Origin of the sequence: Streptomyces sp. NBC_00659 (assembly GCF_036226925.1) — a bacterium.
GTDB lineage: Bacteria > Actinomycetota > Actinomycetes > Streptomycetales > Streptomycetaceae > Streptomyces.
This window is the reverse complement of sequence record NZ_CP109031.1, coordinates 8,207,327-8,233,467: the sequence shown is the minus strand read 5'-3', so window position 1 is coordinate 8,233,467 and position 26,141 is coordinate 8,207,327. Positions and strand designations below refer to the sequence as shown.

Here is a 26,141-nt window from a genome sequence, read left to right as displayed (position 1 = left end):
TCGGAACCTCGCGGTGGGACACCATCTATGTGGGCCGCAGCTCTGTACTCGGATCACCGGGCGATGTCGACATGCGCGCGATGACGCTCTGCAAGATCTTCTGATCGGGTTCGCGCGCCGCGCCTCCGCTCAGGCGTCCGCCACGAACCCGACGAACCGTGACCACTGCTCCCGCTCCACCGAGAAGGCCGGGCGGCTCACATCCTTGGAGTCCCTTACGTGGACGGCCTGTTCGGCGATCGCGATCTCTACGCAGTCGTCACCCTCACTGCCGCTGTAGCTGGACTTGAACCAGGCGAGTTCCGTCGCACCGCTGCTCATAGCTCTCCTCGCAGTCGCTCCAGCAAGACCCGGGATTCATTGGGGCTCAGGGCCTGCGAGCGCAGTGTTTCATAGCGCTGACAGAGCGCACTCACCTCTTTCGGGTCGGAGATCAACCGCCCGTTCTTCTGCCCCTCCGAGTACCCGAGCCGCTGCCCCGCAGGAGTCTCCAGGATCCGCACCGGCCCATCCAGACACGCGTGCAGCCCAGCCTCCAGCGGTACCACCTGAAACGTCACGTTGCGCGGCGCGCTCCGCTCCAGCACGTGGTCGTACAGCTCCCGCATCGCCTCCGCGTCCCCGAACCGCCGCCGGAACACGTGCTCTTCGACGATGAAGCTGAACGGCACGGTGGGCCGGTCCCGCATGATCGCCTGCCGTTCCATCCGTGCGGCGAGCTGGGCCTCCAGTTCCGCGTCCGTGCGCAGTGGGATCGTGCCCTCGAACACCGCCCGCGCATACGTCTGCGACTGCAACAACCCCGGCACCAGCCGGCATTCGTACGTGCACAGGCTCACCGCCTCGCGCTCCAGCCGCGCCCACCGCCGGAACCACGCGGCGAGCCCCGCTTCACCCCGGGTGAGATGGCGGGCGGACCTGCGCAGCGCACCGGTGTTGCCGAGCGCCTCCTCCGCGCGCTCCACGAACGCCTCGTCCGGCATGCGGCGTCCCAACTCCACCGATTCCACGGTGTGTTTGGAGTACCGCACCAACGTACCGAGGTCGCCCCGGCTGAGCCCCGCGTGCTCGCGCAACGCCTGGACGACGGCGCCGAACGTGCGCAGACTGTCGGAGGGGTGAGGCTCCCGCTCCCACTCCCCCGCCGGAACCGCCCGCTCGCGGGCGTGTCCGGACGCCTCCCCTTCGACGATGTCCATCCGCCGCCCCTCTCCGTACCGCACACGACGGCCCCTCAAGCCGTCCCGCGCTCACCACCCAGCGTGACGGAGAATCCGGCGTACCGTCCACCCTTCGCGTCCGTACGCTCACTTTGTGTACGGGGTGCGGCGCTCCCCGCCCCTGGCATCCGACCGTCACTCTGGCGCCATGGACCACGCGACGCCCCGAGTCGGCGCCCCCATCCGCACCTTCACGCAACTCCTCTCGTCCACCCGGCGCGGCGCCCGGCTCGCCCGCCTCCTCACCGTGACCGAGTTGCGTCTCTGGGGCGCCTCGCAGAATCTCACCGAGCGTGCCGAAAGCGTCGTCGCGGAGCTTGCCGCCAACGCCGTACTCCACGGCCGCCTGCCCGGTCGCTGCTTCCGGCTGACGCTCGTCCTCGCCCCGTCGGCCGGCCGCCTCCGTGTCGAAGTCACCGACCCCCGCGGAGACGTCCTCCCACACATCCCTCCGACAGACGCCGAACCCGATCCACTCCGACCGGGCGGTCGCGGCCTGCCTCTGGTCACCGCCTTCGCCGACCACTGGGACACGGTCCCCTACCGGCCCAGCGGAAAGACCGTCCGGGCCGAACTCCTCAACATCACGACCAGCGCGTGATCACGCCGACGGGAGAGGGGCATGGCCTCTTGCCAGGCGTTCTCGTCGTGAATCCGCGCTCCCAGGTCCTCCGCCCACTCCAGCGCCCACGTCTTGAGCTCTTCGATCTGCCGGGAGGTGAGCCCGTACGCCGCGTAGTCCTCGTCCTCGTACCGGTCCGCGCCGGTGAGCCGGTCCCGGAGGTCCTCAAGGCTGAACTCGTCGTGGGCGCGGCGTCGGCCGACGTTTCGAGGTCGGCGGCGGACCGGTGGCGGGAGGCGGCCTGGGCGTCGATGAGGTCGCGGACGGTGCCGCGGTCAGGCCGGCATGGGTGACAAGCCCCTGCCATACCGTCAGGCCCGCCAGCGGCAGGGCGGCCGTGTGCTCGTGGTCGTGCGAACGCGGCTTCGCCGCGAGCACCGCCGCGGGGACGGTGACGTACTCGGCCGTGGCCCCGTCCCTGACGAACGGGATGAGACCGTAGACCTCCTCCCCGGGGGCGAAGTCCGTTACTCCCTCTCCGAGTTCGGCCACGACGCCGGCCTCCTTGGAGGGAACGATCGGCACGCGGAGGCTGCCGCTGCCGTCGCCCCTGTCGGTCCAGGTCGCGTCCCAGCTCCCCCGACGTGATCGATGCCGCGCGCACTTCGACCAGCACCTCGCCCGGACGGGGAGCCGGCCACGGCCGGCCCGATGCCCCTGCTCGCCCCGGCCACCACGGCCGTTCTCCCCCGCAACTCCTGTGCCATTGCCGTACTCCTCACTGTAGGTCCGTCTGCTCCCTCAGACTGAGCCCCTCCGGGGCGCCGCGCTTGATTCGACCGACTGCATCAACGGGCCCTGCCGGCCGGACCGGGCGGGTGACTCGTCCGCTGTGCGCGGTGTCAGACGCCGCGGTGCCGGCGCGCCGCGTTCTCCATCTCCCGCAGCTTCGGCGCGCGTTGCCCGTCCCCGGCCGGCGGGTCCCGCCGATGGAGGTCGGCGGTCCAGGTCCATACCCACCCCCAAAATAGTTCTTGATTGAACTATCCATTATTGCTACGGTGGCATCACTGCGGCAAGGAAACCCCCTTCCGCACACAGGTTACGTATTGATCAATCCAGAAAAGGTGTGAGGTCATGGATCTCGAACTCGGCAACAAGGTCGTCGTCGTCACCGGTGCCAGCAGGGGCATCGGCCTGGCCGTCGCCCGCGCCTTCGCTCACGAGGGCGCTCACGTGGTCGCAGGCGCACGCACCCCGGGCAAGGAACTCGCCGAGCTGAGCGAGCGGCACGGTCTCGTCCCGCTGGCGGTGGACCTGAGCACGGCCGACGGCGCCGCCGCCCTCATCGACGCGGCCGTCACCCACTTCGGAACCGTCGACGTACTCGTCAACAATGTCGGCTCGGTCGCTCCGCGGCTGGGCGGGTTCTCGTCCGTCAGCGACGACGACTGGACGCAGACCTTCAACACCAACCTGTTCAGCGCCGTGCGGGCCAGCCGGGCAGCCCTCCCCCACCTCTTGGAGAGCCGCGGAACAATCATCAACATCGGCTCCGTGAACGCGGTCCTGCCCGACCCGAGCATCGTCGACTACGCGGCGTCCAAGGCCGCCCTGGCCAGCTTCGCCAAGTCGCTCTCCAAGGAGGTCGGCCCCCAGGGCGTCCGCGTCAACACCATCAGCCCGGGACCGGTCGAGACCGACATCTGGCTGGCCGACGGCGGCATGGCCGACACCGTCGCCAACGCCATGGGTGTCGGACGCGACGCGGCACGCGAGGCCATCGTCGCGGGCCTCGGCGGCCTGGCCACCGGCCGCTTCACCCGCCCCGACGAGGTCGCCGACCTCGCCCTGCTGCTGGCCAGCCACCGCACCGGCAACGTCACCGGCGCCGACTTCACCATCGACGGCGGACTCGTCAAGACCCTTTGAATCCTCCCCTCCCTGAAAGCGAAGGGGATTCCTGGCTCAGGCTCCCTCCGGGAGCGGCGCTCCCGGAGGTCTTACGCCCTCGACACCAACCGGGTCGAGACCAGCCCGGACCAGCATCACGCGCGCGGAGTTCTTGTCCCCGGGGGACGCCGCGATCGGCGCCACGGCCGCTCAGAACTGAGCGGGCGCAGCACCTGGGCACACCTCGGCTCCTCGTTCCGCTCCGGCCGTCGAGGCCGCCGGCCCGGGACACGGTTGCCCCTGGAGCAGTGATCGACTTCCCGATATTGGAATAAACATTCCAGAAATGTTAGGGTCGTTTCATGGCACGACCTCGGGAGTTCGACACAGACCAGGTACTGGAGCGGGCCATGGACCTCTTCTGGCGCCAGGGCTACAACGCGACGTCACTGCCGCAACTGACGAGGGAACTGGGCATCGGCAGCGGCAGTCTGTACGGCGCGTTCGGGTCCAAGGAGGGCCTGTACGCCCAAGCCCTGAAACGCTATTGCGACGGCCAGGCCGCCTCGCTCGTGGAGCGGCTCGATTCCGCCTCCGACATCCGTGCGGCACTTCGGGAGACGCTGCTCGCCATGGCCGAAGCGGACCTCGCGGACCCCGAGCGCGGCTGCCTGCTGGTCAACGCGGCTACGGAGCGCGCGGCGCACGAGGACACAGCCGAACGGGTGAAGTCGACCATGGCCACCGTCGAGTCCGCCCTGACCGGAGCGTTGCAGCGCGCCCAGGTTCGGGGTGAGCTGGCCGCCGAGAAGCGTCCGGCCGAGCTGGCCCGCTTTCTGACGACGTTCATCCAGGGCATGCGTGTGATGGGCAAGGCCCACGCGGACCGGGAGTTCCTCGAGGGCGCTGTGTCCGGCGCCCTGAGGGTGCTGGACTGAGGCCGCACGGAGGCCGAGACGTCGAACAAGGGCCTGCGAAGCATCGAGGAAGCCGTGGTGACGTTCTCCACGAGACCCGTCACCAGAACCGTATGGCCGACTTCGGGACACCGGAACCGAGGACGACGCCGAGGACTTCAGCCGGATGATGTGGCGCGGGATATCCGGACGCGAATGACGCCTTGACCAGTCGGCCGACCCGGCGCCATGCCAGTCCCTGGCCCTCCACCGGTCGGCCGCAGGGGAAGGCTGTCCCGCTGCGGCCGACCGGGGCATGCCCCGCACACCCGAGAAAGGTCCCACCCGTGGTCCGCCCCTACGACGAACACCATCGTGAGGCGCTCTTCGCGCAGCTGCAGCTTCCGGTGACCGAGCGGATCTGCCCGGTTTGCAGCCATGCCGGCCTGCGCAACTACCACCACGAGAAGTACGGCCGGACCGAACCCTCATGGATCAACTACCTTTGGTGCGGCAATTGCCACGCCTACTCGTCGTCCTTCACAGGAACCGGCCGCAAGACGGTCGAAAGCGACCCGCTCCTCGACGAATACGGTGACAGGATCGCCGAGGTCTTCCGCGACCCGGAACGCCTGCTCAGGATCCTCGATGGCTACTGGAAGACCGGCGGCCTCCCCCAGATGATCTCCCGGCGCCCTCGCGAACGCTGAACGCTGAAGGCTGAAAGCAATCCCTTCCGATGCCGAACTGGCTCGCGAGCAACCGGGCCTGTTGCCGATCAGCGACAAGTGCTTGCTGCAAAGGGGCTCTCTTCGCGATGCTCCGCGACGGCACCTTCTACGAACCGCAGCCCGGTCCGAGCCGTCACTCCGCAGACCTGGACCATGGCCAAGAGGTGTTCCGTGGGGCTGTAGTCGATCTTCCAGTCGGCATAGGTCCCGCAGAATCCGTCCTTGATGCACCGCAGGCCCACGGTCACCCAGCGGACCGATCCGTCGCCGCCGAGTGAGAACGCGACCGCGGCCTCGAACTCCTCGCTCCCGCAGGGGCAGCCGGCCGCACCGGGCTCCTCGTCCTCCCAGGACTCCTCCTTCCAGTACTCCTCGCTGTCCGCGATGAACGCGCGGCTGCTGCAGCCAGAGCACTCCCGTTCCGCTCCGGACGCATTGACCAACACGAAGAACACGCGGCCGCCGCACCCACACACGGAAGGAGCGATCTTCACCGGACGGCCGTCGACCACACCCCGCAGGAACGCTGCGAGCTCCGCGGGGACGCCCTCACCAACCTGATCATCAGCATGCACGGACACATCGTTCCGGATGCCCCGGAACCACCCGAGCAGCTTGGCCAAAGGCATAGGGGCCCCGCACTTCCAGACGTCTCCGACCTCCGGCCAGGGCGAGGTTGTGCATGTGCGCGACGGCCTGGACCGTGTGATGAAGGCCATCGCCACGCTGCTTGTCGAGTTCCCCGGAGTCGATCAGGCGGGCGGCACAGCGTGTGAGCGGCTGGGCCTGCGGAAACCCCCGGCAGCCGGTGCGCGCCGCCGGGCCGAGACCCCGCCGTGCGCCCGGCCTCCGCGCGTCCGGCGTCCGTAAGTGGCCGCGCGAAACCCGTACGGCGCCCGCAGAACCCTGCACGCACCCTTCCCGGTCACTTCAAGATCGACACATGGAATTTTCCGTGTCCGCCGCCCGAAGGGAAAGTGCGCCCCGATTCGGACATGCCGCACCGAGAAAGTCCGTCATTCACCTATTGGCGTTTCGATGATGTGTGAGGGGAGTGAACGAGACACCACCATCAAGGAATTGCCCCGAATCCCGGCATCTCCTCCGGCGTCCACGGTTGACCGAATCAATGCGCCCGTACACCGTCCCACTGGTTCAACATTGACCAGTCAGTAACAACAGGGCTACCTTTCAACGCGTTTCGAGCAGGCTTTTATGAATCGGTGTTCCCGGGTCGCCGCAGGTCCCGCTGGAATCCGACGCGCCGCCATCGTTGTCGTACCGCATCCCCCACCATGCAGTCTCAGCTTGATTCGGAGAATCATGACGTCTGCTGTGCGTTCCGAGGACATGATCATCGGCATCACCCCGTTCGGCGAACCCGACGCCCGGCTCGCCGCGGCGGTGTGCCGGGCCGGCGGGCTCGGCGTTCTCGACCTGGGCGACGGGGACCGAAGATCCCGTGACGCGCTGGAACGCCTGCACCGGCTGGCACCGGGCCCGTTCGGGGTGCGGATCGGCGCCCGCTGCCGGCTGGACCCCGCCGACCTCGCGCCGGGGACCGGTGACGCCGGCCGGCCGGACACGGTGGTCCTCGCGGTCGACGCGCCGTGGCAGGCCGGCCACCTGACCGCCGACCACCGTGTGCTGGTCGAGGTCACGGACCTCGACGAGGCGCGGGCCGCGGTGCTCGCCGGGGCGTACGGGCTGATCGCCCGCGGCAGCGAATGCGGCGGCCGGGTCGGGGAGTTGAGCACCTTCGTCCTGCTCCAGCGGCTGCTCGCCGCGCCCGACATGCCGCTCCCGGTCTGGGCCTGTGGCGGAATCGGCCCCCGGACGGCGGCGGCAGCGATGGCCGGCGGGGCGGCCGGGGTGGTGCTGGACAGCCAGCTCGCGCTGCTGGCCGAGTCCTCCCTGCCGGAGGCGGCCGCGGCGCAACTGCGGCCCCTGGACGGTTCGGAGACGACGGTGCTGGCGGGTCACCGGGTGCTGCTCCGGCGGGGCCCGGACGCGCCGCGCATCGCCGGGACCGACCCGGAGACGGTGGCGGCGGCACTGGGCGCACAGGATCCTCGTACCCAGTTGCTGCCGGTGGGTCAGGACAGCTTCCTCGCCGCCAGGTTCGCGCGGCGCTGGGGGGATGTACGTCGGACGGTGCGTGCTCTGACGGACGCGGTGCGCGACGTCGTACGCGACGACACGGCCGCCGGAGCACTGGGCACGGGCTCCCCGATGAGCCGGGCGCTCGGCACCCGGCTGCCCGTCGCGCAGGGACCGATGACCCGGGTCAGCGACCGCGCCGAGTTCGCGGCGGCGGTCGCCGAGGACGGCGCGCTGCCGTTTCTCGCGCTGGCGCTGGCGGACGGCGCGCGCACCCGGGCGATGCTGACCGAGACCCGGGCCACCGTGGCCGGGCGGCCCTGGGGCGTCGGCGTGCTCGGCTTCGCGCCGGAGGAGGTGCGTGCCGCCCAGTTGGAGGCGGTACGGGAGCTGCGGCCGACGCACGCCGTCATCGCGGGCGGGCGGCCTTCCCAGGCGCAGGCGCTGGAGCGGGACGGGATCCGCACCTTCCTGCACGTGCCCTCGCCGGGGCTGTTACGGCAGTTCCTGGAAGCCGGGGCCCGGCGGTTCGTGTTCGAGGGTTCCGAGTGCGGCGGGCACGTCGGTCCGCGCGGCAGTTTCCCGCTCTGGGAGGCGCAACTCGCGGTCCTGGAGGACTTCCTGGACGACGCGGACGACAAGAGCGGCAGGAACAGGAAGAACACGGGCGGCAAGGGCGGTGGCGAGGTTGCGGGCGACGGGAACGGCGGGAACACGGCGGAGGCGCTGGAGGTGTTCTTCGCGGGCGGTGTCCACGACGAGCGCTCGGCGGCGATGGTCGCCGCGCTCGCGGCCCCGCTGACCTCGCGCGGGGCCGCCGTCGGGGTCCTCATGGGCACCGCGTACCTGTTCACCGAGGAGGCGGTCGCGCGCGGCGCGATCCAGCCGCTCTTCCAGCGCCAGGTCCGGGCCGCCGAGCGGACCACGCTCCTGGAGACCGCCCCCGGCCACGCCACCCGCTGTGTGCCGAGCTCGTTCACCGAGGGGTACCGGGAGCACGAAGTCCGGCTGCGGTCCGCGGGCGTGGCCGACCGGCGGATCTGGGAGGAACTGGAGCAGCTCAACATCGGGCGGCTGCGCCTCGCGAGCAAGGGCATGGAACGGGACGGCGGCGGGGAGCTCAGGCCGGTCGGCGAGGCGCGCCAGCTCACCGACGGCATGTTCATGGCCGGGGAGGTGGCCGTGCTGCGCTCGGCCACCACCACCGTCGCGGCGCTGCACGAGTCGGTGACCTCCGGGGCCGCCGGCTTCCTCACGCGGCGGGCGGCGGGGCTGCGCGACCGGCTGGGCGAGCGGCCGGGCGGGTCCGCGACCCGGGAGCCGGTGGTACCCCCTCCGTTGGACATCGCGGTCGTCGGGATGGCCTGTATGTTCCCGCAGGCGCCCGACCTCCCCGCCTTCTGGGCGAACGTCGTCGGCGGCCGGGACGCGGTCGGTGAGGTCCCGCCCGAACGCTGGGACCCGGCCGTGCACTACGGGCAGGACGACGACGGGGCCGCCCCCTCCAGCGGTTCCGCCCCCTCCAGCGGTTCAGTCCCCTCCAAGTGGGGCGGCTTCCTGCCCCGTATCCCCTTCGACCCGCTGCGCTACGGCATCCCGCCGGCGTCGCTCGGCAGTATCGAGCCGGTCCAGCTGCTGTCCCTGGAGGCCGCCCGGCGCGCCCTGGAGGACGCCGGATACGGCGACGGGGGAAGGGAGTTCGACCGTTCCCGTACCTCGGTGGTGTTCGGCGCGGAGGCGGGCAGCGACCTGTCCAACGCGGCCACGCTGCGCGCCGTGCTCCCGTCGTACCACGGGCGCGTCCCCGAGGGCCTCGACGGCCAGTTACCCCGGCTGACCGAGGACTCCTTCCCCGGCATGCTCGCCAATGTGATCTCCGGCCGGATCGCCAACCGGCTGGACCTCGGCGGCGCCAACTTCACCGTCGACGCCGCCTGCGCCTCCTCGTTGGCCGCGGTGGACGTCGCCTGCAAGGAACTCGTCGGCGGCACCAGCGATGTGGTGCTGTGCGGCGGCGCCGACCTGCACAACGGCATCAACGACTACGTCCTGTTCTCCTCGGTGCACGCGCTCTCCCCCACCGGGCGCTCCCGCTCCTTCGACGGCTCGGCGGACGGCATCGCGCTCGGCGAGGGCGTCGCCTGCGTCGTCCTGAAGCGGCTCGCGGACGCCGAGCGGGACGGCGACCGGATCTACGGCGTGATCAAGGGCCTCGGCAGTTCCAGCGACGGCCGTTCACTGGGCCTGACCGCGCCCCGCCCCGAGGGACAGCGCTCGGCGCTGGAGCGGGCCTACCGCAACGCGGGGGTGTCACCGGCCGACGTCGGTCTCGTCGAGGCGCACGGCACCGGGACCGTGGTCGGCGACCGCACCGAACTGACGGTCCTGGGCGAGGTGTTCGGCAGGGCCGGGGCCAAGCCGGGGAGTTGTGTGCTCGGTTCGGTCAAGTCGCAGATCGGGCACACCAAGTGTGCCGCCGGGCTGGCCGGGTTGATCAAGGCGACCTTGGCGCTGTACACGGGCGTCCGGCCGCCCACCTTGCATCTGGAGCACCCCAACGCCGCCTGGGACGAGGAGAGCAGCCCGTTCGTCTTCCACACCCGGGCCCGGCCCTGGGCGGCTCCGCCCCCGCAACGGCTCGCCGGTGTCAGTGCGTTCGGCTTCGGCGGCACCAACTTCCATGTGGTGCTCGGCGCGTACGCGGACGGCGCGGCGCCGGCGCAGGCGCTGGACGAATGGCCCGCCGAACTGTTCGTGTTCCGGGGCCGGGACACGGCGGCGGCACTCCGGGCCGTCGAGGAACTGCTCGGGGCCGCCGAGGCCGACGGTCGGCCGTGGCGGCTGCGCGACCTGGCCCTGAGCGCGGTCCGCCGGGCCGATGTCTGTCCGGATCCGGCGCGGGTGGCGGTCGTGGCCGCTCATGTGGACGAGCTGACCGGGCGGCTGCGGCGGGCGCTGGCCGGGGAGCACGATCCCGCGCACGGCGTCCATCTCGTCCGGGGCCCGGCCGAGGGCAAGGTCGCCTTCCTCTTTCCCGGTCAGGGCAGCCAGCGCCCCGGAATGCTCGCCGACGTGTTCGTCGCCTTCCCCGAGCTGCGCCACTACCTCGAGCTCGGCGCCGACCACGCCGGCCGGCTGTACCCGCCCGCCGCCTTCGACGACGGCGTACGCGACCGGCAGCGGGCGGCGCTCACCGACACCCGGGCCGCACAGCCCGCGCTCGGCATCACCGGACTTGCCGCCCACGCCCTGCTCACCACGGCCGGGGTACGGCCCGACATGGCCGCCGGGCACAGTTACGGCGAACTGGTCGCCCTGAGCGCGGCGGGCGCCCTGAGCCCCGAGACGCTGCTCGCGCTCAGTTCCGAACGGGCGGCGGCCATCCTCGCGGCCGCCGGGGCGGACCGCGGAGCGGACCCGGGGACCATGGCCGCGGTCACGGCCGGCGCCGCGGAGGTCGCTTCGGCCCTTCGGGCTGTGGAGGCCCCGGCCGCCGTGGTCGTCGCCAACCGCAACGCGCCCCGTCAGACGGTGATATCCGGCCCGTCCGACGACGTCACCGACGCCGTGCGTCTGCTGCGCGAGGCCGGGTACGACGCCCGGCGCATCCCCGTGGCCTGCGCCTTCCACAGCCCTCTGGTCGCCGGTGCGGGCGCCCGGTTCGCCGAGGCGCTCGCGGCCCGTCCGGTGCGCGCGCCGGAGTTCCCGGTATGGGCCAACCGCACCGCGACGCCGTACGCCGCCGACCCGGACGCGGTACGGGCCGGACTCGCCGCGCAGATCGGCGCCCCGGTCGGGTTCGTCGAGCAGATCGAGGCGATGTACGAGGCGGGCGCGCGGATCTTCGTCGAGGCCGGCGCCGGATCCGTGCTGACCGGGCTGGTCGGACAGATCCTCGGCGACCGGCCGCACCGGACGGTCGCCTGTGAGCCGCGCCCGGACAGCGGCCTGCGCGGCTGGCTGGACGCCCTGGCCCGGCTGGCCGTCGCCGGGCTGCCGGTGCGCACCGGCTGGCTGCTGCGGGGCCGCGACGCCGTCGACGCGGTGCGTACGCCGGTGCCGAAGCGGCCCGGCTGGACGGTCGACGGACAGTTGGTACGCACCGCCGCCGGAGACCTCCTTCCCGGTGCGCTCGCACCGGCCCGACGAGTCGTGGAGACGACTGTGCCGACGAACCCCCCGCACGCGGCCCCGTCCGACCGGGACGGCCGCCACGGCAGCAACGGCAGCAACGGCAGCAACGGCAGCAACGGCATGTACTACCAGGACCGCCAGGACGCCCAGGACGCCCTGATCACCGAATTCCTGCGCACCAGCCGCGAGATGGTCGCCGCCCAGCGTGACGTGCTGATGACCTACCTCGGCGCGGTGGCCGGGGAACGGGCGGCCGCGCCCATCGCCCCGTCGGCACCGCGGGACACGACGGCCGCCGCGCCCCAGGCGGAGCCGCCGATGTCACCACCGCTCCGGGCCACAGCGCCGTCGGCCGACCAGGCACCCGGCACCGGGTCGGCATCGGATCAGGACGTCGACGTCCAGCAGGTGGTCCTGGAGATCATCAGCGAGCGGACCGGCTATCCCCTCGACATGATCGAGCCCGATCTCGACCTGGAGGCCGACCTCAGCATCGACTCCATCAAGCGGGCCGAGATAGCCGGCGAACTGGCCCGGCGCCTCGGCGCCGGGGACGGCGCCGACCTCACCGGTCTCGACGACGCCGAGTTGGAGGACCTCGCGAAGGCACGGACGGCCGCCGCGGTGACCGACTGGCTGACCGCGCGGCTCTCCGGCCCCGCCGAGCCGACCACGCTTCCCGCCGAGGACGCCGAGACGATCCCGGCGGCCGACACGGCGGAGGCCTCTACGGCTACCGAGTCGGCTGAGGCGTTCGAGGTGTTCGAGGCATCGGAGGCGTCCGGGACGGTCGAGACCGTGCGCGCGGCGAACAGCGAACGTGTGAACGGCCAAGCGGTGAACGGCGATGCGGTGGACGCCGCGACGGTGGGCGGCGAGGCGCCCAAGCGGTACCTGCTGCGGTCGGTGCCCCTCGGGCAACAGGGTGGTGCGGCGGATCCGGCGGCCGTACTGTCCGGGACGCGGTGGGCCGTCCTCGGCGACGCCCCCGAGATCGGCGCCCGGCTCGCCTCGTACGGCGCCGACGTCGTCGTACGAGACCGGGAGCATCTGCTCACCCGGGAGGACGGCCGGGTGGACGGGGTCGTTTACCTCGTCGCGGGTGGCGCGCCGGTGCTTCCGGACGCGTTCCCCGTCCTGAAGGCCGCCCTCGCCGTGGGACCGCACCGGCTGCTGGCCCTGCGGGCCGTGGGCGGGGACACGCCGAACACGGCGGCTGCGGGGCTGCGCGGCTTCTTCCGCACCGTGGCGCGCGAGTACCCGTCGACGGTCGCGCGGACGGTGGAGGTGGTGACCACGTCGGCCGTCGCGGACACGGTGACCGTCGCGAACACGCCGACCGTCGCGGACGCGCTGCTGCTCGCGGACGCGCTGGTCGACGAGCTGTGCGCGCCCGGCCTCGTCCCGGTCGTCCTGCGCCGGCCGGAGGGCCGGTTCGGCCTGGAGCTCGTCGAGTCACCGCTGGGGATCCTCGGCAACACCGGCGCGGGCCCGGCCGGTGCCGGTGCGGCCGAAGCCGCCGCGCTCGGCCTGGACCGGGACGCGGTGGTCCTGCTGGCCGGCGGGGCACGCGGCATCACCGCGCAGTGCGCCGCGGCCATCGCCGCCGCCGGCCGGTGCCGGCTCGAACTGCTCGGCAGGACACCCGCGCCGGACGGCCCGGAGGACCCGGACACGGCCGCCGCCCGTACCCCGGCCGAACTGCGCGCGGCGCTCGCCGCCCGCGGCGGGACGAGACCGGCGGCGATCAACCAGGCCGCCGAACTCCTCCTCGCCCAGCGGGAGATCACCACGACGCTGACGGAGCTCAGGGCGCTCGGAAGTGAAGTCCGCTACCGCTGCGTCGACTTCCGGGAGCCGGAGGCGGTGCTCCAGGCGGTGAAGGACATCCACGCCGAGCACGGCCGCCTCGACGGTGTCGTCTACGCGGCCGGGGTGATCGAGGACCGGATCATCGCCGAGAAGACCCCCGAGTCCTTCCAGCGGGTCTACGGCACGAAGGCGACCGGCGCCGGCGCCCTGCTCACCGCGCTGGAGGAACTCCCCGACGGACCGGCGTTCAGTGTGCTGTTCGGCAGCATCTCCGGCGTCCTCGGCAACCGGGGCCAGGCGGACTACGCGGCGGCCAACGACGCGCTCCAGACCCTCGGCTCGGCCTGGGCCGCCCGCACCGGGCACCGGGCACTGACCGTGCACTGGGGACCCTGGGCGCCCGCCGCCCGGCACGGCGGCATGGTCGGACCGGAGCTGGCCCGCGCCTACGGCCGCCGGGGCATCGGCCTGATCGACCCCGAGGAAGGCACCGCGGCCCTGCTGCGTGAACTCGCCTGGGGCGACCCGTCGGCCACCGCCGTCGTCTACACCGCCTCGGGCTGGTGACGGGTTCGGTGACGGATCCCTCGGCGGGTTCGGTGACGGATCCCTCGGCGGGTTCGCTGACGGATCCCTCGGCGGGTCCGGAGACACACCGGGCGAAGGTCTCCGGGACGGGCCAGGAGCAGGACCGGACGGCGGGTGCGGCGGGAGAGCCGGTGACGCGGCGGCAGGTTCCGGTCGCCATCGTCGGCATGGCGGTGCTGATGCCGGGGGCCCGGGATCTGGAGGCGTACTGGCAGAACCTGCGGGACGGCGTGGACGCGATCGGAGAGGTGCCGCAGGGGCGTTGGGACGCCGGGTACTACCGCCCCGGCACCGCGTCCGCACCGGCCGTCGCCGACCAGGTGTACTGCCGCAGGGGCGGGTTCGTGGACGCGCTGGCCGAGGTGGAGGTGACCCGGTTCGGGATCATGCCGAACTCGGTGGCCGGTACCGAGCCCGACCAGCTCATCGCGCTGCACGTGGCCGCCGCGGCCCTCGCGGACGCGGGCGGTCCGGACCGGCTTCCCGACCGGCGGCGCGTCGGTGTCGTTCTCGGCCGGGGCGGCTACCTCACCCCGGGCCTGGTCCGGCTCGACCAGCGGGTGCGCACGGCCGGGCAACTGGTGCGCACCCTGGGCGAGTTGTTACCGGAATTGACGGACAGTCAACTGCACCGTGTACGAACGGCGTTCACCGACCGTCTCGGCCCCGACAGCCCCGAGTCGGCGATCGGCCTGGTGCCCAACCTGGCCGCCTCCCGGGTGGCCAACCGGCTCGACCTGCGCGGCCCCGCCTACACCGTGGACGCCGCCTGCGCCTCCTCGCTGGTCGCGGTCGACCAGGCGGTGGGCGAACTCGCCTCGGAGCGCTGCGACCTGATGCTCGCCGGCGGCGTCCACCACTGCCACGACATCACCCTGTGGAGCGTCTTCTCCCAACTGCGCGCCCTCTCCCCCAGCGAGCGCATCCGCCCCTTCCACCGGGACGCCGACGGACTCCTCGTCGGCGAGGGCACCGGGGTCGTCGTACTGAAGCGGCTGGCCGACGCCCGGCGCGACGGCGACCGGATCTACGCGGTGATCCGGGGCACCGGGGTGGCGAGCGACGGCCGGGCCGCCGGCCTGGTCAACCCCGATCCCGGCGGTCAGGCGAGTGCCGTGCGACAGGCATGGCTCGCCGCCGGACTCGACCCGGCCGCGCCCGGCTCGGTCGGCCTGCTGGAGGCACACGGCACCGCGACCCCGGCCGGCGACGCGGCCGAACTGGCCACGCTCGGCGCGGTGTTCGGCCCGGCCGAAAGATCCGGCGGAGAGCGCGCGGTGATCGGCTCGGTGAAGTCGATGATCGGGCACACCATGCCCGCCGCCGGGGTGGCCGGACTGGTCAAGGCCGCCCTCGCGGTGCACCACGCGACGCTGCTGCCGACCCTGCACTGCGACGACCCGCATCCGGCGCTGGCCGCGACCCGCTTCCGTACGCTGGAGAAGGCCGTCCCCTGGGAGGTCTCGCCCGGTCAGCCGGTGCGTCGGGCCGCCGTGAACGCCTTCGGTTTCGGCGGGATCAACGCGCACGTGGTGCTGGAGGAGGCACCGGCGCCCGTCACGACGGCGCCCGCTCCGGCAACCGGGCGCCCGGCCGTGCGGGTCGCCGAGCCCGAACGGGTCCTGCTGCTCGCCGCGGACGGTCCGGAGCCGCTCGCCGTCCTGCTGGACACCGACGACGCCGCGGTACGCGCCGCCGGACTCGACCCCGCGCTTCCCCATCCGGCCGCGGGCCGGGCCCGGCTGGGCATCATCGACCCGACCGCGAAACGGCTGGCCCTGGCCCGCCGGGCGGTCGGCCGGGGCCGCGCCTGGCACGGCCGGGGCGACGTCTGGTTCCGGCCCTGCCCCCTGCTCGGTCCCGGGCACGGCAAGCTCGTCTTCGTCTTCCCCGGTCTGGAGAGCGAGTTCTCCGCGCGCGTCGACGACGTGGCCACGCACTTCGGACTGCCCCGGGCGGTGCCCGAGGGCGACCCCGTCGGCGACCCCGTCGGCGACGTGGGCCGGCACGGCCTCGGCGTGGTGACCGTCGGGCGCCTGCTCGACGCGGCGCTGCGTCGCCTGGGTGTCGTACCGGACGCGGTCGCCGGGCACAGCGTCGGCGAGTGGACCGCGATGACGGTGGCCGGGCTGTACTCCGGGGACGAGGTCGACGCCTTCATGGCGGGCTTCGATCCGGACACGGTGACGGTGCCGGGTCTCGCGTTCGGTGCCGTCGGCGCGCCCGCGGAACGTGTACTGGCCGCCCTGGAAAAGGAGTTCACGGGCGCCGGCCTGGTGCTCTCCCACGACAACGCGCCGGGCCAGTCGATGGTGTGCGGGCCGGACGGCGCGGTCGAGGACTTCGTCCGGTCGTTCCGGGCCCGCGGTGTGCTCGGCCAGGTGCTGCCGTTCCGGTCCGGCTTCCACACGCCGATGCTGGCGCCCTACCTCGGGCCGATCAGACAGGCGGCGCAGCGGTTCCGGCTGCATCCGGCGACGGTCCCGGTGTGGTCGGGGACGACCGCGGCGCCGTTCCCCGAACGGGAGACGGAGGTACGTGATCTGTTCGTCCGGCACCTGCTGGAACCCGTGCGCTTCCGGCAGTTGACCGAGGCCCTGTACGCGGCGGGGCACCGGGCCTTCGTCCAGGTGGGCCCCGGGCAGCTCGGATCGCTCGTGGGCGACACCCTCGGCGACCGCGACCATCTGACCGTGGCCGCCAACTCCCCCCGCCGTACCGGCCTCGCCCAGTTGCGCCGGGTGGCGGCCGCGCTGTGGACGGCGGGAGCGGCCGTCGCCCCCGCCCTGCCCACCGGGCCCCGTACGGACACCGCTTCAGGAGCCGGATCCGGATCCGCCGACGGCGGCACGCTGTCGGCGCGGCCCCCCGTACGACTCGACCTGGACGGCGCGCTGATCTCGCTCGAAGGAGCGGAACTGGCGCAGCTGCGCGCCGAGTTGGGAGCGGCCTTCCCCGCTCCGGGCGCCCCCGCCCGGTACGCGCCGGGTGCGTTGCGTGGGCTCAGCGACCGGTTCCCCGGCGCCGCCGAACTGGACGCCCTGCTGCGGGACACCGCGGACACGGCGGCAGCGCTGATCACCGCACGGCCCGCCCGCCGGCCGGCCGCCACGCCCCTTCCCCCCGACCCCGCCTCTGTCCCCGTGCCCGCTTCTGCCCCCGTCCCCGTCTCAGTCCCCGTGCCGGCTTCCAGACCCGGGGACGGGACGCGAACGGCGGCGGTCGGCGACGCGGCGACGGGCATCCTCGTACGAACCTCCGTCGTCCGCGTCTCTCCGGAGACCATGCCGTACCTGCTCGACCACTGCTTCTTCCCCCAGCGGCCCGGCTGGCCGGACGTGGCCGACCGCTGGCCGGTCGTCCCGGCGACCACGATCGTGCACCACCTGATGGACGCGGCCCGGCGGGCGGCGCCGGGCAAGGTGCCGGTCGCCGTGCACGGCGCCCGGTTCGAGGAGTGGCTGACGGCCACCCCCGCCGTCGACGTACAGGTCGCGGCGGAGTCCGTGGCACCGGACCGCCTGGCCGTGTCCTTCGGTCCCCGGGCCCGCGCCACCGTCGAACTCGCCACCGGCTACCCGGCCCCGCCGCCCGCCCGTTGGCGGACCGACCCCGCGAGCGAACGCGCGCCCCTCCACACCGCGGCGCAACTGTACGGCGAGCGCTGGATGTTCCACGGCCCGGCGTTCCAGGGAGTCACCGAACTCACCGCGCTCGGCGAGCGGCACATCCGCGGGATCATCACCACCCCGGCGGCGCCCGGCGCCCTGCTGGACAGCGTCGGCCAGATCCTCGGCTACTGGATCATGGCGACCCGCTCCGAGCGGACGGTCGTGTTCCCGGTCGGGATGCGGGAGATGCGCTTCCACGGCCCGCACCCTGCCCCGGGGACGAAGGTGGCGTGTCTGGTGCGGATCACCTCGCTCACCGACACCGTGCTGGAGGCCGACGTACAGCTCTCGGTGGCGGGCGCGGTGTGGGCGGAGTTGCGCGGCTGGCAGGACCGCCGGTTCGACAACGATCCGCACACCCGGCCGGTGGAGCGCTTTCCCGAGCGCAACACCCTGTCCGAGGCCCGCCCGGGCGGCTGGTCACTGGTGCACGAACGGTGGCCGGATCTGGCGTCGCGCGACCTGATCATGCGCAACTCGCTGGGCGGACAGGAGCGTTCGGAGTACGCCGGGCACGCGCCGCGCGGCCGGCGGCAGTGGCTGCTGGGCCGGATCGCGGTCAAGGACGCCGTACGGCAATGGCTGTGGGACCACGGCGAGGGCCCGGTGTTTCCCGCGGAGCTGCGGGTGCGCAACGACAGCATGGGCCGCCCGTACGTCACCGGGATACACGGCCGGGAACTGCCCCCGCTGGACATCTCTCTCGCCCACCGCGCCGAGGCGGGCGTGGCGATCGTACGGCCGCACACGCCCGCTCCCGGTCCTGGCATCGACATCGAGGAGGTCACGGCCCGCGACCCGCAGACCATGGCGACGGCACTCGGCGCGGACGAACAGCGGCTGCTGCGCACGCTGTGCGCCACCGGCACCGGTACCGAGGCACTGTGGTTCACCCGGTTCTGGGCCGCCAAGGAGGCGGTCGCCAAGGCGGAGGGCACCGGCTTCGGCGGCCGGCCGCGCGACTTCGCCGTGCTGGACGCGGCACCGGCCGGGGACGAGCTGATCGTCTCGGGGCGCCTCGAACGCGCCTACGCGGTGCGGTGCGCGCCCGCCGCGAACCCGCCCGGACTGACCGAACGGGCCTATGTCGTGGCCTGGACCACAGGACCGATCGGACCGACGGGACACCCCCACGAGGAGGAGTACTCCCCATGAAAGCCACCCCCCACCCCGCGGACGCCACCCCCCGCCCCGCCGACGCGGACCTGGTCCTCGCCGACATCGCCGGACTGCTCGCCCGGCTCCTGGAGGACGAATACGGCCTGGACGACGTCGAGATCGGCATGGCGACCACGTTCAACCGCGATCTGGAGCTGGAGAGCATCGACCTGGTGACGCTGTCGGGGCTGCTGGAGGAGCGGTACGGCGGGCGGGTCAACTTCGCCGAGTTCCTGGCCGGGATGGAGTTCGACGAGATCATCGGGCTCACCGTGGGACAGCTGGTCGAATACGTCGTGACCAGCCTGAAGGCGGCGGAGGCGAGCTGACGCATGGCGATGGTCGACACCGGTGGACTCCGGTTGCACGTACAGCGGATCGGCCCCCGGGACGGCCGGGCGGCCACCGCGACCGCGGTACTGGTCCACGGTCTGCTCACCGACAGCCTGGCCAGCTACTACTTCACCGTGGCGCCCGCCTTCGCGGCGGCCGGCCTCGACGTCGTCATGTACGACCTGCGGGGCCACGGCCGCAGCGAACGCCCGCCCGACGGCTACACCCTGGACCACAACATCGACGATCTCCGGGCTCTGCTGGACCGGCTGGCGGTGACCGGACCGGTGCACCTGGTCGGCAACTCCTACGGCGGGACGATCGCCTTCGGCTTCGCCGCCCGCCACCCGGAGCGTGTGGCCAGCGTGTCCCTGATCGAGTCCGAACCGGCCACCGCCGCCTGGGCGTCGAAGCTCGGCGGCATCCTCGACCGGGTGATGGCCCAACTGGCGCACAACGAGCCCGAAGCCCTCGCGTGGATCACGGCGAACCGCGGCCACAACACGGCCCGGCTGGCCCGCGGCGCGGCCCGGCTCGCCCGGGACACCACCCTCGGACAGGACATCCCGGCCAGCGGTGTCCTGACGGACGATCAGATCACCGCCATGCGCCGTCCCGTGCTCGGCGTGTACGGGGGTGACTCCGACCTCGCCGAACTCGCGCCCTGGCTGGGGTCGTTGCTGCCGGACTGCCGGACGGTGGTGATCCCGGGGCACGAGCACTCGGTTCTGGTGGAGGCGGCCGGGACCGTGGGCGGTCACATCCTGGCACTGATCCAGGAGACTTCGGCGGCCTTGATGCAGGGGACTTCGGCGGCCCGGAGCGTGGGGGCCGAGGCCCGGTGAGCGGATTCCTGTTCGTGGTACCGCCGTTGGTCGGGCACATCAACCCGGCCGTCGGGGTCGCCGACCTGCTGCTCGCGCGCGGGCACCGGGTGGCGTGGGCCTGCGCCGACCCCGGTCTCGTGGGACGCCTCGCGGGTGACCGGGCCCCGGTGTTCCCGTGCGCCGGGCCGGTACCGGGGGTGGGCGAGGCGCGGCGGCCTCCCGACCTGCGGGGGCCGGAGGCGCTGAAGTTCCTGTGGGAGTGGTATCTGCTGCCGCTGGCCGAGGCCATGGCGCCGGGGGTGCGGGCGGCGGTCGAAACGTTCCGTCCGGACGTGGTCGTCTCCGACCAGCAGGCGTTCTCGGGTGGACTGGTCGCCGAGCGGGCAGGGCTGCCGTGGGCCACCTCGGCGACCACCTCGGCCGAGTTCGCCGACCCGCTGGCCGGACTGCCGAGGGTCACGGAGTGGCTGGCGGAGCGCCTGGCGGGCCTGCGCGGGTCCGTCGGGGATCCGGCGGGCGACACCGATCCGCGGTTCTCGCCGCATCTGGTGCTGGCGTTCAGCACGGTGGAGCTGGCCGGTCCGGCGGCCGCCGCGCGGGGCGGCCCGATCCGCTGGGTCGGCCCCTCGATCACGGCCAGACCGGCCGCGGACGGCTTCCCCTGGGACTGGCTCGACCCCGGCCGGGCCACGGTGCTGGTGACCCTCGGCACCGCGAACGCGGACGTCGGCGGGCGCTTCCTCGCCGTCTGCCGAGAGGCCCTGCGCGCACGGGCCGACCGGGCACAGGGGGTTGTCGTCGACCCGGGAAACACCCTGGGCGCGGACGCCGCCTCGTCACGGGCCGACATCCCGTCCCCGGACGGCACCGGTGCTCCGTACGGCACCGGTGCTCCGTACGGCACCAGGGCTCCGTACGGCGATCACCCCTCGCCCGGCCACCACGACAAGGACCTGCTGGTCCTGCCCTCCGTACCCCAACTCGCCCTCCTCGAAAGGGTCGACGCCGTGGTCTGCCATGCCGGTCACAACACCGTGTGCGAGGCGCTGTGGCACGGGGTTCCGCTCGTGGTGGCGCCCATCCGCGACGACCAGCCGGTGGTGGCCGGGCAGGTGGTGGACGCGGGGGCGGGCGTCCGGGTCAGGTTCGGCCGGGTGACCGCCGCCAAGCTGGGCGCCGCGCTCGACGCCGTACTGCACGAACCCGGGCACCGCGCGGCCGCCGAGCGGATCGGTACGACGTTCCGCGCCGCCGGCGGTGCGACGGCGGCTGCGGACAGCCTCGAACAACTCGCCTGGGAGTACCGATGAGTGAGCAGACGGACCGACCGACCGCGCAAGCCGCCGAACAGCCGCCCGGGCCGGACTCGGGCGAGCCGGCCGGACAGGACGCCGAGCAGCCGCCCCGGCACAACACCGGGGAGCCGGACGGACAGGACTCCAGGGAACCGGCCGGACAGGCCCCCGAGTCCTGTCCGGCTGGTCAGGACGTCCGGGAACCGGTCAGGGAGCCCGGCCGTGCCGAGCGAGTGGCCGGGCTGCGCCCCGGCTACCTGGCCGATCTGGCCGAGGGCACGGGCCGCTTCTTCGAGCCGCCGCGCACCACCTGCCCCTGGTGCGGCTCCGGTCGGCTGACCACCCGTCTGCGCACCACCGACCTGCTCCAGCACAAGCCGGGCCGGTTCGTCCTCGACCGGTGCGACGCCTGCGGGCACGTCTTCCAGAACCCCCGGCTGAGCGAGGCCGGGCTGGAGTTCTACTACCGCGACTTCTACGACGGGCTCGGCGAGAAGAGACTCGGCGACACCTTCGGCGGCCGCGCCGGTATGTACCGCGACCGCGCCGAGTCGATACTGCCGTACGACTCCGTCCCGAAGAACTGGCTCGACGTCGGCACCGGGCACGGCCACTTCTGCGCGACCGCCCGCGAGGTGCTGCCCGGCACGGCCTTCGACGGTCTCGACTTCACGGACGGCGTCGAACTCGCCGCCCGCGAGGGCCGGGTGGAGCACGGCTACCGCGGCGCCTTCCCCGACCTGGCACCGGAACTCGCCGCCCGCTACGACGTGGTGAGCATGTTCCACTACCTGGAGCACAGCACCGACCCCGACCGGGAACTGAGGGCCGCGTGGCAGGCGGTGCGGCCCGGCGGCCATCTGCTCATCGAGGTCCCGGACCCACAGAGCCGCTACGCCCGGCTGCTGGGCCGCTGGTGGCTGCCCTGGCTCCAGCCGCAGCACCTGCACTTCGTGCCGGTCGCCAATCTGCGCCACCGGCTGGCGGAGCTGGGGTTCACGGTGGTGGCGCAGCAGCATGCCGAGCCGCACGATCCGGTGGACCTGCTCGCCGCCGTCTGGCTGGCGCTGGACCACGCCGCTCCGCGCGAGGACGCGCCCTGGCTGCCGAGGCCGCCGGGCGCACTGCGGCGGGCCGGGCGTACGGCCCTGCTCGTCGCGGGGATCCCGGCCCTGGTCCTGGCCACGCTGCTGGACCGGTTCGCGGTCCGCCCGCTCGCGCACCGGCTCGGCGTGTCCAACGCCTACCGCCTGGTGGCCCGCCGGGACTGACCCCGTGCACGGCTCCGAAAGCCTTGGGCGGACAGGCGGGAGGGTCGGTCATCACGCGCCCGGAGCCCGGCGTGGAACCGCCGGGCAGCCGTCCCCGGGCGGCCCACTGAGACCGTCAGCGCGCGGTCGCCGACCCGGCGGGGCGGTGTTCACCTGCGCACTCGCGCTGACGAGAGCCCCGTCGGATCCGTTCCGGCGGGGCTCTCGTACGCCTGGACAGGCCGAGACGGAAACTACTTGCCACACTGGAAAGTAGATGCCAGTCTGGCATGTGTAAGCGCACCCCGTCGTACGGAAGCCGGAGAACCCATGGACACCTCAGGATCGATACGGCCCGGCGCCGAGTCCGCCGCGGCGCTGCGCACCGCGCGGGCCGCCGAGAACGCGGCACGGCAGTCGGGGCGGTCGGTGCCGGCCTGGTATCCCGCCGTCCACGGCCTGCTGCTCGCCGCGGCCATGAGCGGCTTCGGCCTGGCGCGGGTGTGGCCCCGGTGGCAGGGCTGGATCCTCGCGGTCGCACTGCTCTGTGCGGGCGCGTTCCTCGTGGTGACCTGGAGGGTTCAGCGCGCCTCGGGAGTCGCACCGTGGTTCGCCCGGCGCGAGCGCGGGACCGCGTGGCATGCGTGGGTCCTGCCCGTGATCCCCTTCGCCGCGGGCCTGGCGGGGGCCCTCCTGTTCGGTGGCGCCGGAGCGTTCACCGGATTCGGCGTGGTGGCGGGCGCGGTGTCCTGGTTGCAGGCCGACCGTGCGCGTGCCGGTACCCGGGAGGCGTCGTGACCGCCGCGGGTCCGCCCGGCCTGGACAAGGAGATCCACCACCCCACGCGGCTGACGGTGGCCGCGTTCCTCTCCGGTTGCGCCGAGGCCGAGTTCAGCACGGTGCGGGACTACTGCGGGGTCACCGATTCCGTACTGAGCAAAACGGTCGCCGCGCTGGAGAAGGCCGGCTATGTGAGCGTCCGGAAGGGCTACTTCGGCAAGCGGCCTCGCACCTGGGTAGCTCTCACCTCGACCGGCCGAAAGGCGCTCGCCGCGCACCTGGCCGCCCTGGAGGCGCTGGCCGGAGCCGCCCGCCGAGCCGGAGCCGAAGCGCAGAACACCGGTGATGCCGACGGGGAGCGGACATAGAAATACCGCTGGGCGCCTGACGGGGCACACAGGCTCCCGGCGTCCACGCCTCGACGTACCCACACCCCTGCGTGCCCACAGCCGACCGCGCACAAGGCCGTCAGGGACGATCCGGGCCCAAGGCGTCGCGGACTGCGGCCAGGATGGCCTCGGTGTCGGCTCCCAGCGCGCGGGCGGAGGAGATGAAGTCGCGGGCGAGGGTCGTAAGTCGGGAGGCGTCGGGGCGGGCCGGGCCGGCCGGGGGCGCCGCGACCCGGGAGCCCGCCCCGCGGCGGGTGCGGATCAGCTCGGCGGCCTCCAGCTCGCGGTAGGCGCGGGCCACGGTGCCCGGTGCGAGGCCGAGGTCCGTGGCCAGCTGGCGCACGGTCGGCAGCCGGTCGCCCTCGGCCAGCCGTCCGGTGAGGATCAGCGCGCCGAGCTGGGCGCGGATCTGCGCGTACGGCGGCACCTGGCTGGTGGTGTCGACGCGGACGACGGGCTCATGCATGGTCGGGTGACTCCTCCGCCGCGTGGTCGTTGACGGCCCGGGGTGCCACCAAGGTGACCAGGGACCAGACGACGGTGAACAGGTTCAGCAGGGCCAGCGGGTAGAACACCCAGAAGGTGAGTACGCCCATCACCCCGGCGCAGCCCGTCTCCGTCAGCGAGACGGAGAGCATCAGCACGGCGTACAGCTGCTGGCTCGACACCAGCAGGCCCCAGGCCCCGGTCACCGCCCACGCGCGGTCGCGACGCTGCTGCTCCAGGCCCGGTCCGTGGGCGATGCGGCGCAGGGCCCACACGCAGGTGGGAGTGGCTATGGCGAGTGCGCCGAAGATCGGAAGGCTGTAGTACAGGCCGGGCCAGGGGCCCAGGGACGTCCGCATCCCGTTGCAGGTGACGGCGACGACCTTCCCCGTGGTGAAAATGCGGTCGGAGTCCACGGAGGCCGTGACGGCCGCGATCGCCAGCAGCACGGTGAGCGAGAGCCCCTGAAGGGCGATCAGGGGGCCCATGCGCGGTGGCACATGGTCTCTGACCATGCGTGGGGCGAGACTCGCGGTGCGTACCGCGTCCTGGGGGACCAGGGTCAGCGCGTCGGCGAGAAGGACGCCCGCCACCGCGCACAGGCCGAAGGCCGTGATGCAGAACACGACGCGCTGCTCGAACTCGATGTCCCCCAGCGTGGACAGCCCCTGTGCGGCGATGATGCCGATGGCCAGGCCGGACCAGCGGGCGTAGTGGTCCGCGTGATCGAGGAAGCGGCTCTGGAGCGGGGCGGCGTCGAGCATGGAGAGATCTCCTCGGATCATCTTGTACCAAGCGGCGAGTACAAGATGCCGCAGAAGAAATCTTGTGTCAAACATGCGATACAAGATGCCGCGGAGAGCAACAGGCGGAGGGAAGAACTCGCGCGCAGGAAACCCGACACGGGCGTGCGCCGCTCGGTCGAGCGCGCACGCTGCGCCACGGAGCCGCGCCCCTCGACCGGCTGAGGCACCGGATCGACGACGGGACCGCGCTGGAGGCCCCGAGGGCGTCGGGGCTCCCCCGCCGAGCGGCGGAGGTACGCGGGACCGCACGTCCCCTCCGCCTCGCGGTCTCACGCGGCGGTGGCGTCGGCCTCCATCGTCATGCGGGCCACGTGGAGCGCCAGGTAGGAGACCTCGTCCTCGCTCAGACGCCGTCCCAGACGCAGCTCGACGATCGTCGCCAGCTGCTGCGCGGTACGGGTCGCCTCGGGGTAGTACTGGCGGATGCCCTTCCCGATCGTGGACTCGTGGCCCGTGAGCTGCCGGTGCTGCTGGATCCGTACGAAGAGGTAGCGCACGTGGGTGATGAACCGCGCCACGCTCATGGCCTCGTGGGAGACGTCGATCCCGTACCGCTCCCGTATGACGGCGAGCATCTGCTGGATGACCCCGGTCATCGTGTACGTGAAGGACAGATCGCCCGAGACGAAGCCCGCGTTGACCAGGTGCAACGCGAGCGGCGTCGCCTCGGAGGCCTCCAGCCGCGGGCTCACGTGCTCGTTGACGGCCTGGAGCAGAAGCTGTGCCTGGGCGTACTCGGTGGCGTACAGGGTCTGCACCTCGGCGCGCAGCGGGTACTCGATGACGATGCCCTGCGCGGCCCGGTCCAGCGCGCCGGCGATGTGGTCGGCGACGGCGATGGCGAGAGTGGGACGAGTGGACTCGCGCCCCTCGATGCCGACATCGCCCAGGGCGGTCACGACGGCCTCCAGGACCTCCTCGCTGATGAGGGCGAGGGCCTCGGCCAGATGGTGGGGATCGGCGGCGGGACCGGAGCCGCGGTCGTCGGCCGGGACGAAGACACGCTCGATCAGCGCGGGGTCGACGGGCTTGCCCTGGTGGGAGCTGAAGCCGATGCCGCGCCCGGTGAGGATGACCGGCTGGTCCTTCTCGTCGCTCGCGAGGACCACGTTGTTGTTCAGGACACGCAGAGCCTTCACCGTCGGCCCTCCTTTCCGTCCGTTGTCCATCCTCTCCCGAACCGACGCGGCGCGTGCACGCCTCCCCTCTC

At 72.8% G+C, this 26,141-nt stretch carries 19 protein-coding genes and 1 pseudogene; 12 read left to right on the top strand and 8 right to left on the bottom strand.

Annotated elements, in window-relative coordinates; genetic code table 11:
- Nucleotides 1-129 precede the first annotated feature (129 nt).
- On the bottom strand, nucleotides 130-321 hold the full coding sequence (locus tag OG410_RS35950; protein ID WP_329302957.1) for a DUF397 domain-containing protein: 192 nt from the start codon (nucleotides 319-321) through the stop codon (nucleotides 130-132).
- The gene (locus OG410_RS35945) at nucleotides 318-1,199 is read right to left on the bottom strand and encodes a helix-turn-helix domain-containing protein (RefSeq protein WP_329302956.1); all 882 of its coding nucleotides are present in this window, start codon (nucleotides 1,197-1,199) and stop codon (nucleotides 318-320) included. The genes OG410_RS35950 and OG410_RS35945 overlap by 4 nt, the downstream gene beginning before the upstream one ends.
- Nucleotides 1,200-1,368: 169 nt before the next feature.
- Between OG410_RS35945 and OG410_RS35940 the strand changes: the two genes are divergently transcribed.
- The gene (locus tag OG410_RS35940) at nucleotides 1,369-1,821 is read left to right on the top strand and encodes an ATP-binding protein (protein ID WP_329302955.1); all 453 of its coding nucleotides are present in this window, start codon (nucleotides 1,369-1,371) and stop codon (nucleotides 1,819-1,821) included.
- 186 nt (nucleotides 1,822-2,007) lie between these two features.
- Here OG410_RS35940 and OG410_RS35935 read toward each other — a convergent pair whose 3' ends face one another.
- Nucleotides 2,008-2,334 carry a hypothetical protein gene (locus OG410_RS35935; RefSeq protein WP_329302954.1) on the bottom strand — a complete coding sequence of 109 codons (327 nt, stop codon included), beginning with the start codon at nucleotides 2,332-2,334 and terminating at the stop codon, nucleotides 2,008-2,010.
- A 585-nt stretch (nucleotides 2,335-2,919) separates the two neighbouring features.
- Here OG410_RS35935 and OG410_RS35930 point away from each other — a divergent pair.
- Nucleotides 2,920-3,714, top strand: coding sequence for an oxidoreductase (locus OG410_RS35930; protein ID WP_329302953.1), 795 nt, complete (start codon nucleotides 2,920-2,922; stop codon nucleotides 3,712-3,714).
- A 36-nt stretch (nucleotides 3,715-3,750) separates the two neighbouring features.
- Here OG410_RS35930 and OG410_RS35925 read toward each other — a convergent pair.
- A pseudogene (locus tag OG410_RS35925) lies at nucleotides 3,751-3,861 on the bottom strand (RNA-guided endonuclease TnpB family protein); the annotation flags it as partial.
- Between the two features lie 176 nt (nucleotides 3,862-4,037).
- On the opposite strand from OG410_RS35925, the gene OG410_RS35920 reads away from it, so the two are divergent.
- On the top strand, nucleotides 4,038-4,613 hold the full coding sequence (locus OG410_RS35920) for a TetR/AcrR family transcriptional regulator (protein ID WP_329302952.1): 576 nt from the start codon (nucleotides 4,038-4,040) through the stop codon (nucleotides 4,611-4,613).
- A 305-nt stretch (nucleotides 4,614-4,918) separates the two neighbouring features.
- Entirely contained in the window at nucleotides 4,919-5,281 is a 363-nt protein-coding gene (locus OG410_RS35915) for a hypothetical protein (protein WP_329302951.1), read from the top strand.
- A 68-nt stretch (nucleotides 5,282-5,349) separates the two neighbouring features.
- Here OG410_RS35915 and OG410_RS35910 read toward each other — a convergent pair whose 3' ends face one another.
- Nucleotides 5,350-5,925, bottom strand: a complete 576-nt coding sequence (locus OG410_RS35910) for a hypothetical protein (protein ID WP_329302950.1) — start codon at nucleotides 5,923-5,925, stop codon at nucleotides 5,350-5,352.
- Between the two features lie 700 nt (nucleotides 5,926-6,625).
- Here OG410_RS35910 and OG410_RS35905 point away from each other — a divergent pair.
- The 8 genes from OG410_RS35905 to OG410_RS35870 all read left to right on the top strand — a co-directional run bounded on the left by OG410_RS35905 (nucleotide 6,626) and on the right by OG410_RS35870 (nucleotide 23,618).
- Nucleotides 6,626-13,915: an SDR family oxidoreductase gene (locus OG410_RS35905; RefSeq protein WP_329302949.1), complete on the top strand. Its 7,290-nt coding sequence runs from the start codon at nucleotides 6,626-6,628 to the stop codon at nucleotides 13,913-13,915.
- A 188-nt stretch (nucleotides 13,916-14,103) separates the two neighbouring features.
- Nucleotides 14,104-18,762 carry a beta-ketoacyl synthase N-terminal-like domain-containing protein gene (locus tag OG410_RS35900; RefSeq protein ID WP_443063934.1) on the top strand — a complete coding sequence of 1,553 codons (4,659 nt, stop codon included), beginning with the start codon at nucleotides 14,104-14,106 and terminating at the stop codon, nucleotides 18,760-18,762.
- A complete protein-coding gene (locus OG410_RS35895) occupies nucleotides 18,759-19,094 on the top strand; it encodes an acyl carrier protein (protein WP_329302948.1) in 336 nt (111 codons plus the stop codon). The genes OG410_RS35900 and OG410_RS35895 overlap by 4 nt, the downstream gene beginning before the upstream one ends.
- A 3-nt stretch (nucleotides 19,095-19,097) precedes the next feature.
- A complete protein-coding gene (locus tag OG410_RS35890; protein ID WP_329302947.1) occupies nucleotides 19,098-19,943 on the top strand; it encodes an alpha/beta fold hydrolase in 846 nt (281 codons plus the stop codon).
- Nucleotides 19,940-21,235, top strand: a complete 1,296-nt coding sequence (locus OG410_RS35885) for a glycosyltransferase (RefSeq protein ID WP_329302946.1) — start codon at nucleotides 19,940-19,942, stop codon at nucleotides 21,233-21,235. The genes OG410_RS35890 and OG410_RS35885 overlap by 4 nt, the downstream gene beginning before the upstream one ends.
- Before the next feature lie 218 nt (nucleotides 21,236-21,453).
- Entirely contained in the window at nucleotides 21,454-22,491 is a 1,038-nt protein-coding gene (locus OG410_RS35880) for a class I SAM-dependent methyltransferase (protein ID WP_329304372.1), read from the top strand.
- A 309-nt stretch (nucleotides 22,492-22,800) separates the two neighbouring features.
- Complete coding sequence (locus OG410_RS35875) at nucleotides 22,801-23,268, top strand: hypothetical protein (RefSeq protein WP_329302945.1); 468 nt, start codon at nucleotides 22,801-22,803, stop codon at nucleotides 23,266-23,268.
- Nucleotides 23,265-23,618, top strand: coding sequence for a transcriptional regulator (locus OG410_RS35870; protein ID WP_329302944.1), 354 nt, complete (start codon nucleotides 23,265-23,267; stop codon nucleotides 23,616-23,618). Before OG410_RS35875 ends, OG410_RS35870 begins: the two co-directional genes overlap by 4 nt.
- 100 nt (nucleotides 23,619-23,718) lie before the next feature.
- Here the strand turns inward: OG410_RS35870 and OG410_RS35865 are convergent, their stop codons facing one another.
- The 3 genes from OG410_RS35865 to OG410_RS35855 all read right to left on the bottom strand — a co-directional run bounded on the left by OG410_RS35865 (nucleotide 23,719) and on the right by OG410_RS35855 (nucleotide 26,070).
- The gene (locus OG410_RS35865; protein ID WP_329302943.1) at nucleotides 23,719-24,105 is read right to left on the bottom strand and encodes a GntR family transcriptional regulator; all 387 of its coding nucleotides are present in this window, start codon (nucleotides 24,103-24,105) and stop codon (nucleotides 23,719-23,721) included.
- Nucleotides 24,098-24,889: a hypothetical protein gene (locus OG410_RS35860; protein WP_329302942.1), complete on the bottom strand. Its 792-nt coding sequence runs from the start codon at nucleotides 24,887-24,889 to the stop codon at nucleotides 24,098-24,100. Before OG410_RS35860 ends, OG410_RS35865 begins: the two co-directional genes overlap by 8 nt.
- Before the next feature lie 311 nt (nucleotides 24,890-25,200).
- The gene (locus OG410_RS35855; protein WP_329302941.1) at nucleotides 25,201-26,070 is read right to left on the bottom strand and encodes a PRD domain-containing protein; all 870 of its coding nucleotides are present in this window, start codon (nucleotides 26,068-26,070) and stop codon (nucleotides 25,201-25,203) included.
- Between the last annotated feature and the right edge of the window lie 71 nt (nucleotides 26,071-26,141).

Excerpts from the sequence above, each read along its gene's own strand:
- OG410_RS35945 (WP_329302956.1), bottom strand. The coding sequence starts at position 1,199 with ATGGACATCGTCGAAGGGGAGGCGTCCGGACACGCCCGCGAGCGGGCG.
- OG410_RS35930 (WP_329302953.1), top strand. The coding sequence starts at position 2,920 with ATGGATCTCGAACTCGGCAACAAGGTCGTCGTCGTCACCGGTGCCAGC.
- OG410_RS35950 (WP_329302957.1), bottom strand. The coding sequence starts at position 321 with ATGAGCAGCGGTGCGACGGAACTCGCCTGGTTCAAGTCCAGCTACAGC.
- OG410_RS35865 (WP_329302943.1), bottom strand. The coding sequence starts at position 24,105 with ATGCATGAGCCCGTCGTCCGCGTCGACACCACCAGCCAGGTGCCGCCG.
- OG410_RS35875 (WP_329302945.1), top strand. The coding sequence starts at position 22,801 with ATGGACACCTCAGGATCGATACGGCCCGGCGCCGAGTCCGCCGCGGCG.
- OG410_RS35895 (WP_329302948.1), top strand. The coding sequence starts at position 18,759 with ATGAAAGCCACCCCCCACCCCGCGGACGCCACCCCCCGCCCCGCCGAC.
- OG410_RS35860 (WP_329302942.1), bottom strand. The coding sequence starts at position 24,889 with ATGCTCGACGCCGCCCCGCTCCAGAGCCGCTTCCTCGATCACGCGGAC.
- OG410_RS35890 (WP_329302947.1), top strand. The coding sequence starts at position 19,098 with ATGGCGATGGTCGACACCGGTGGACTCCGGTTGCACGTACAGCGGATC.
- OG410_RS35940 (WP_329302955.1), top strand. The coding sequence starts at position 1,369 with ATGGACCACGCGACGCCCCGAGTCGGCGCCCCCATCCGCACCTTCACG.
- OG410_RS35900 (WP_443063934.1), top strand. The coding sequence starts at position 14,104 with ATGGCGGTGCTGATGCCGGGGGCCCGGGATCTGGAGGCGTACTGGCAG.
- OG410_RS35905 (WP_329302949.1), top strand. The coding sequence starts at position 6,626 with ATGACGTCTGCTGTGCGTTCCGAGGACATGATCATCGGCATCACCCCG.
- OG410_RS35920 (WP_329302952.1), top strand. The coding sequence starts at position 4,038 with ATGGCACGACCTCGGGAGTTCGACACAGACCAGGTACTGGAGCGGGCC.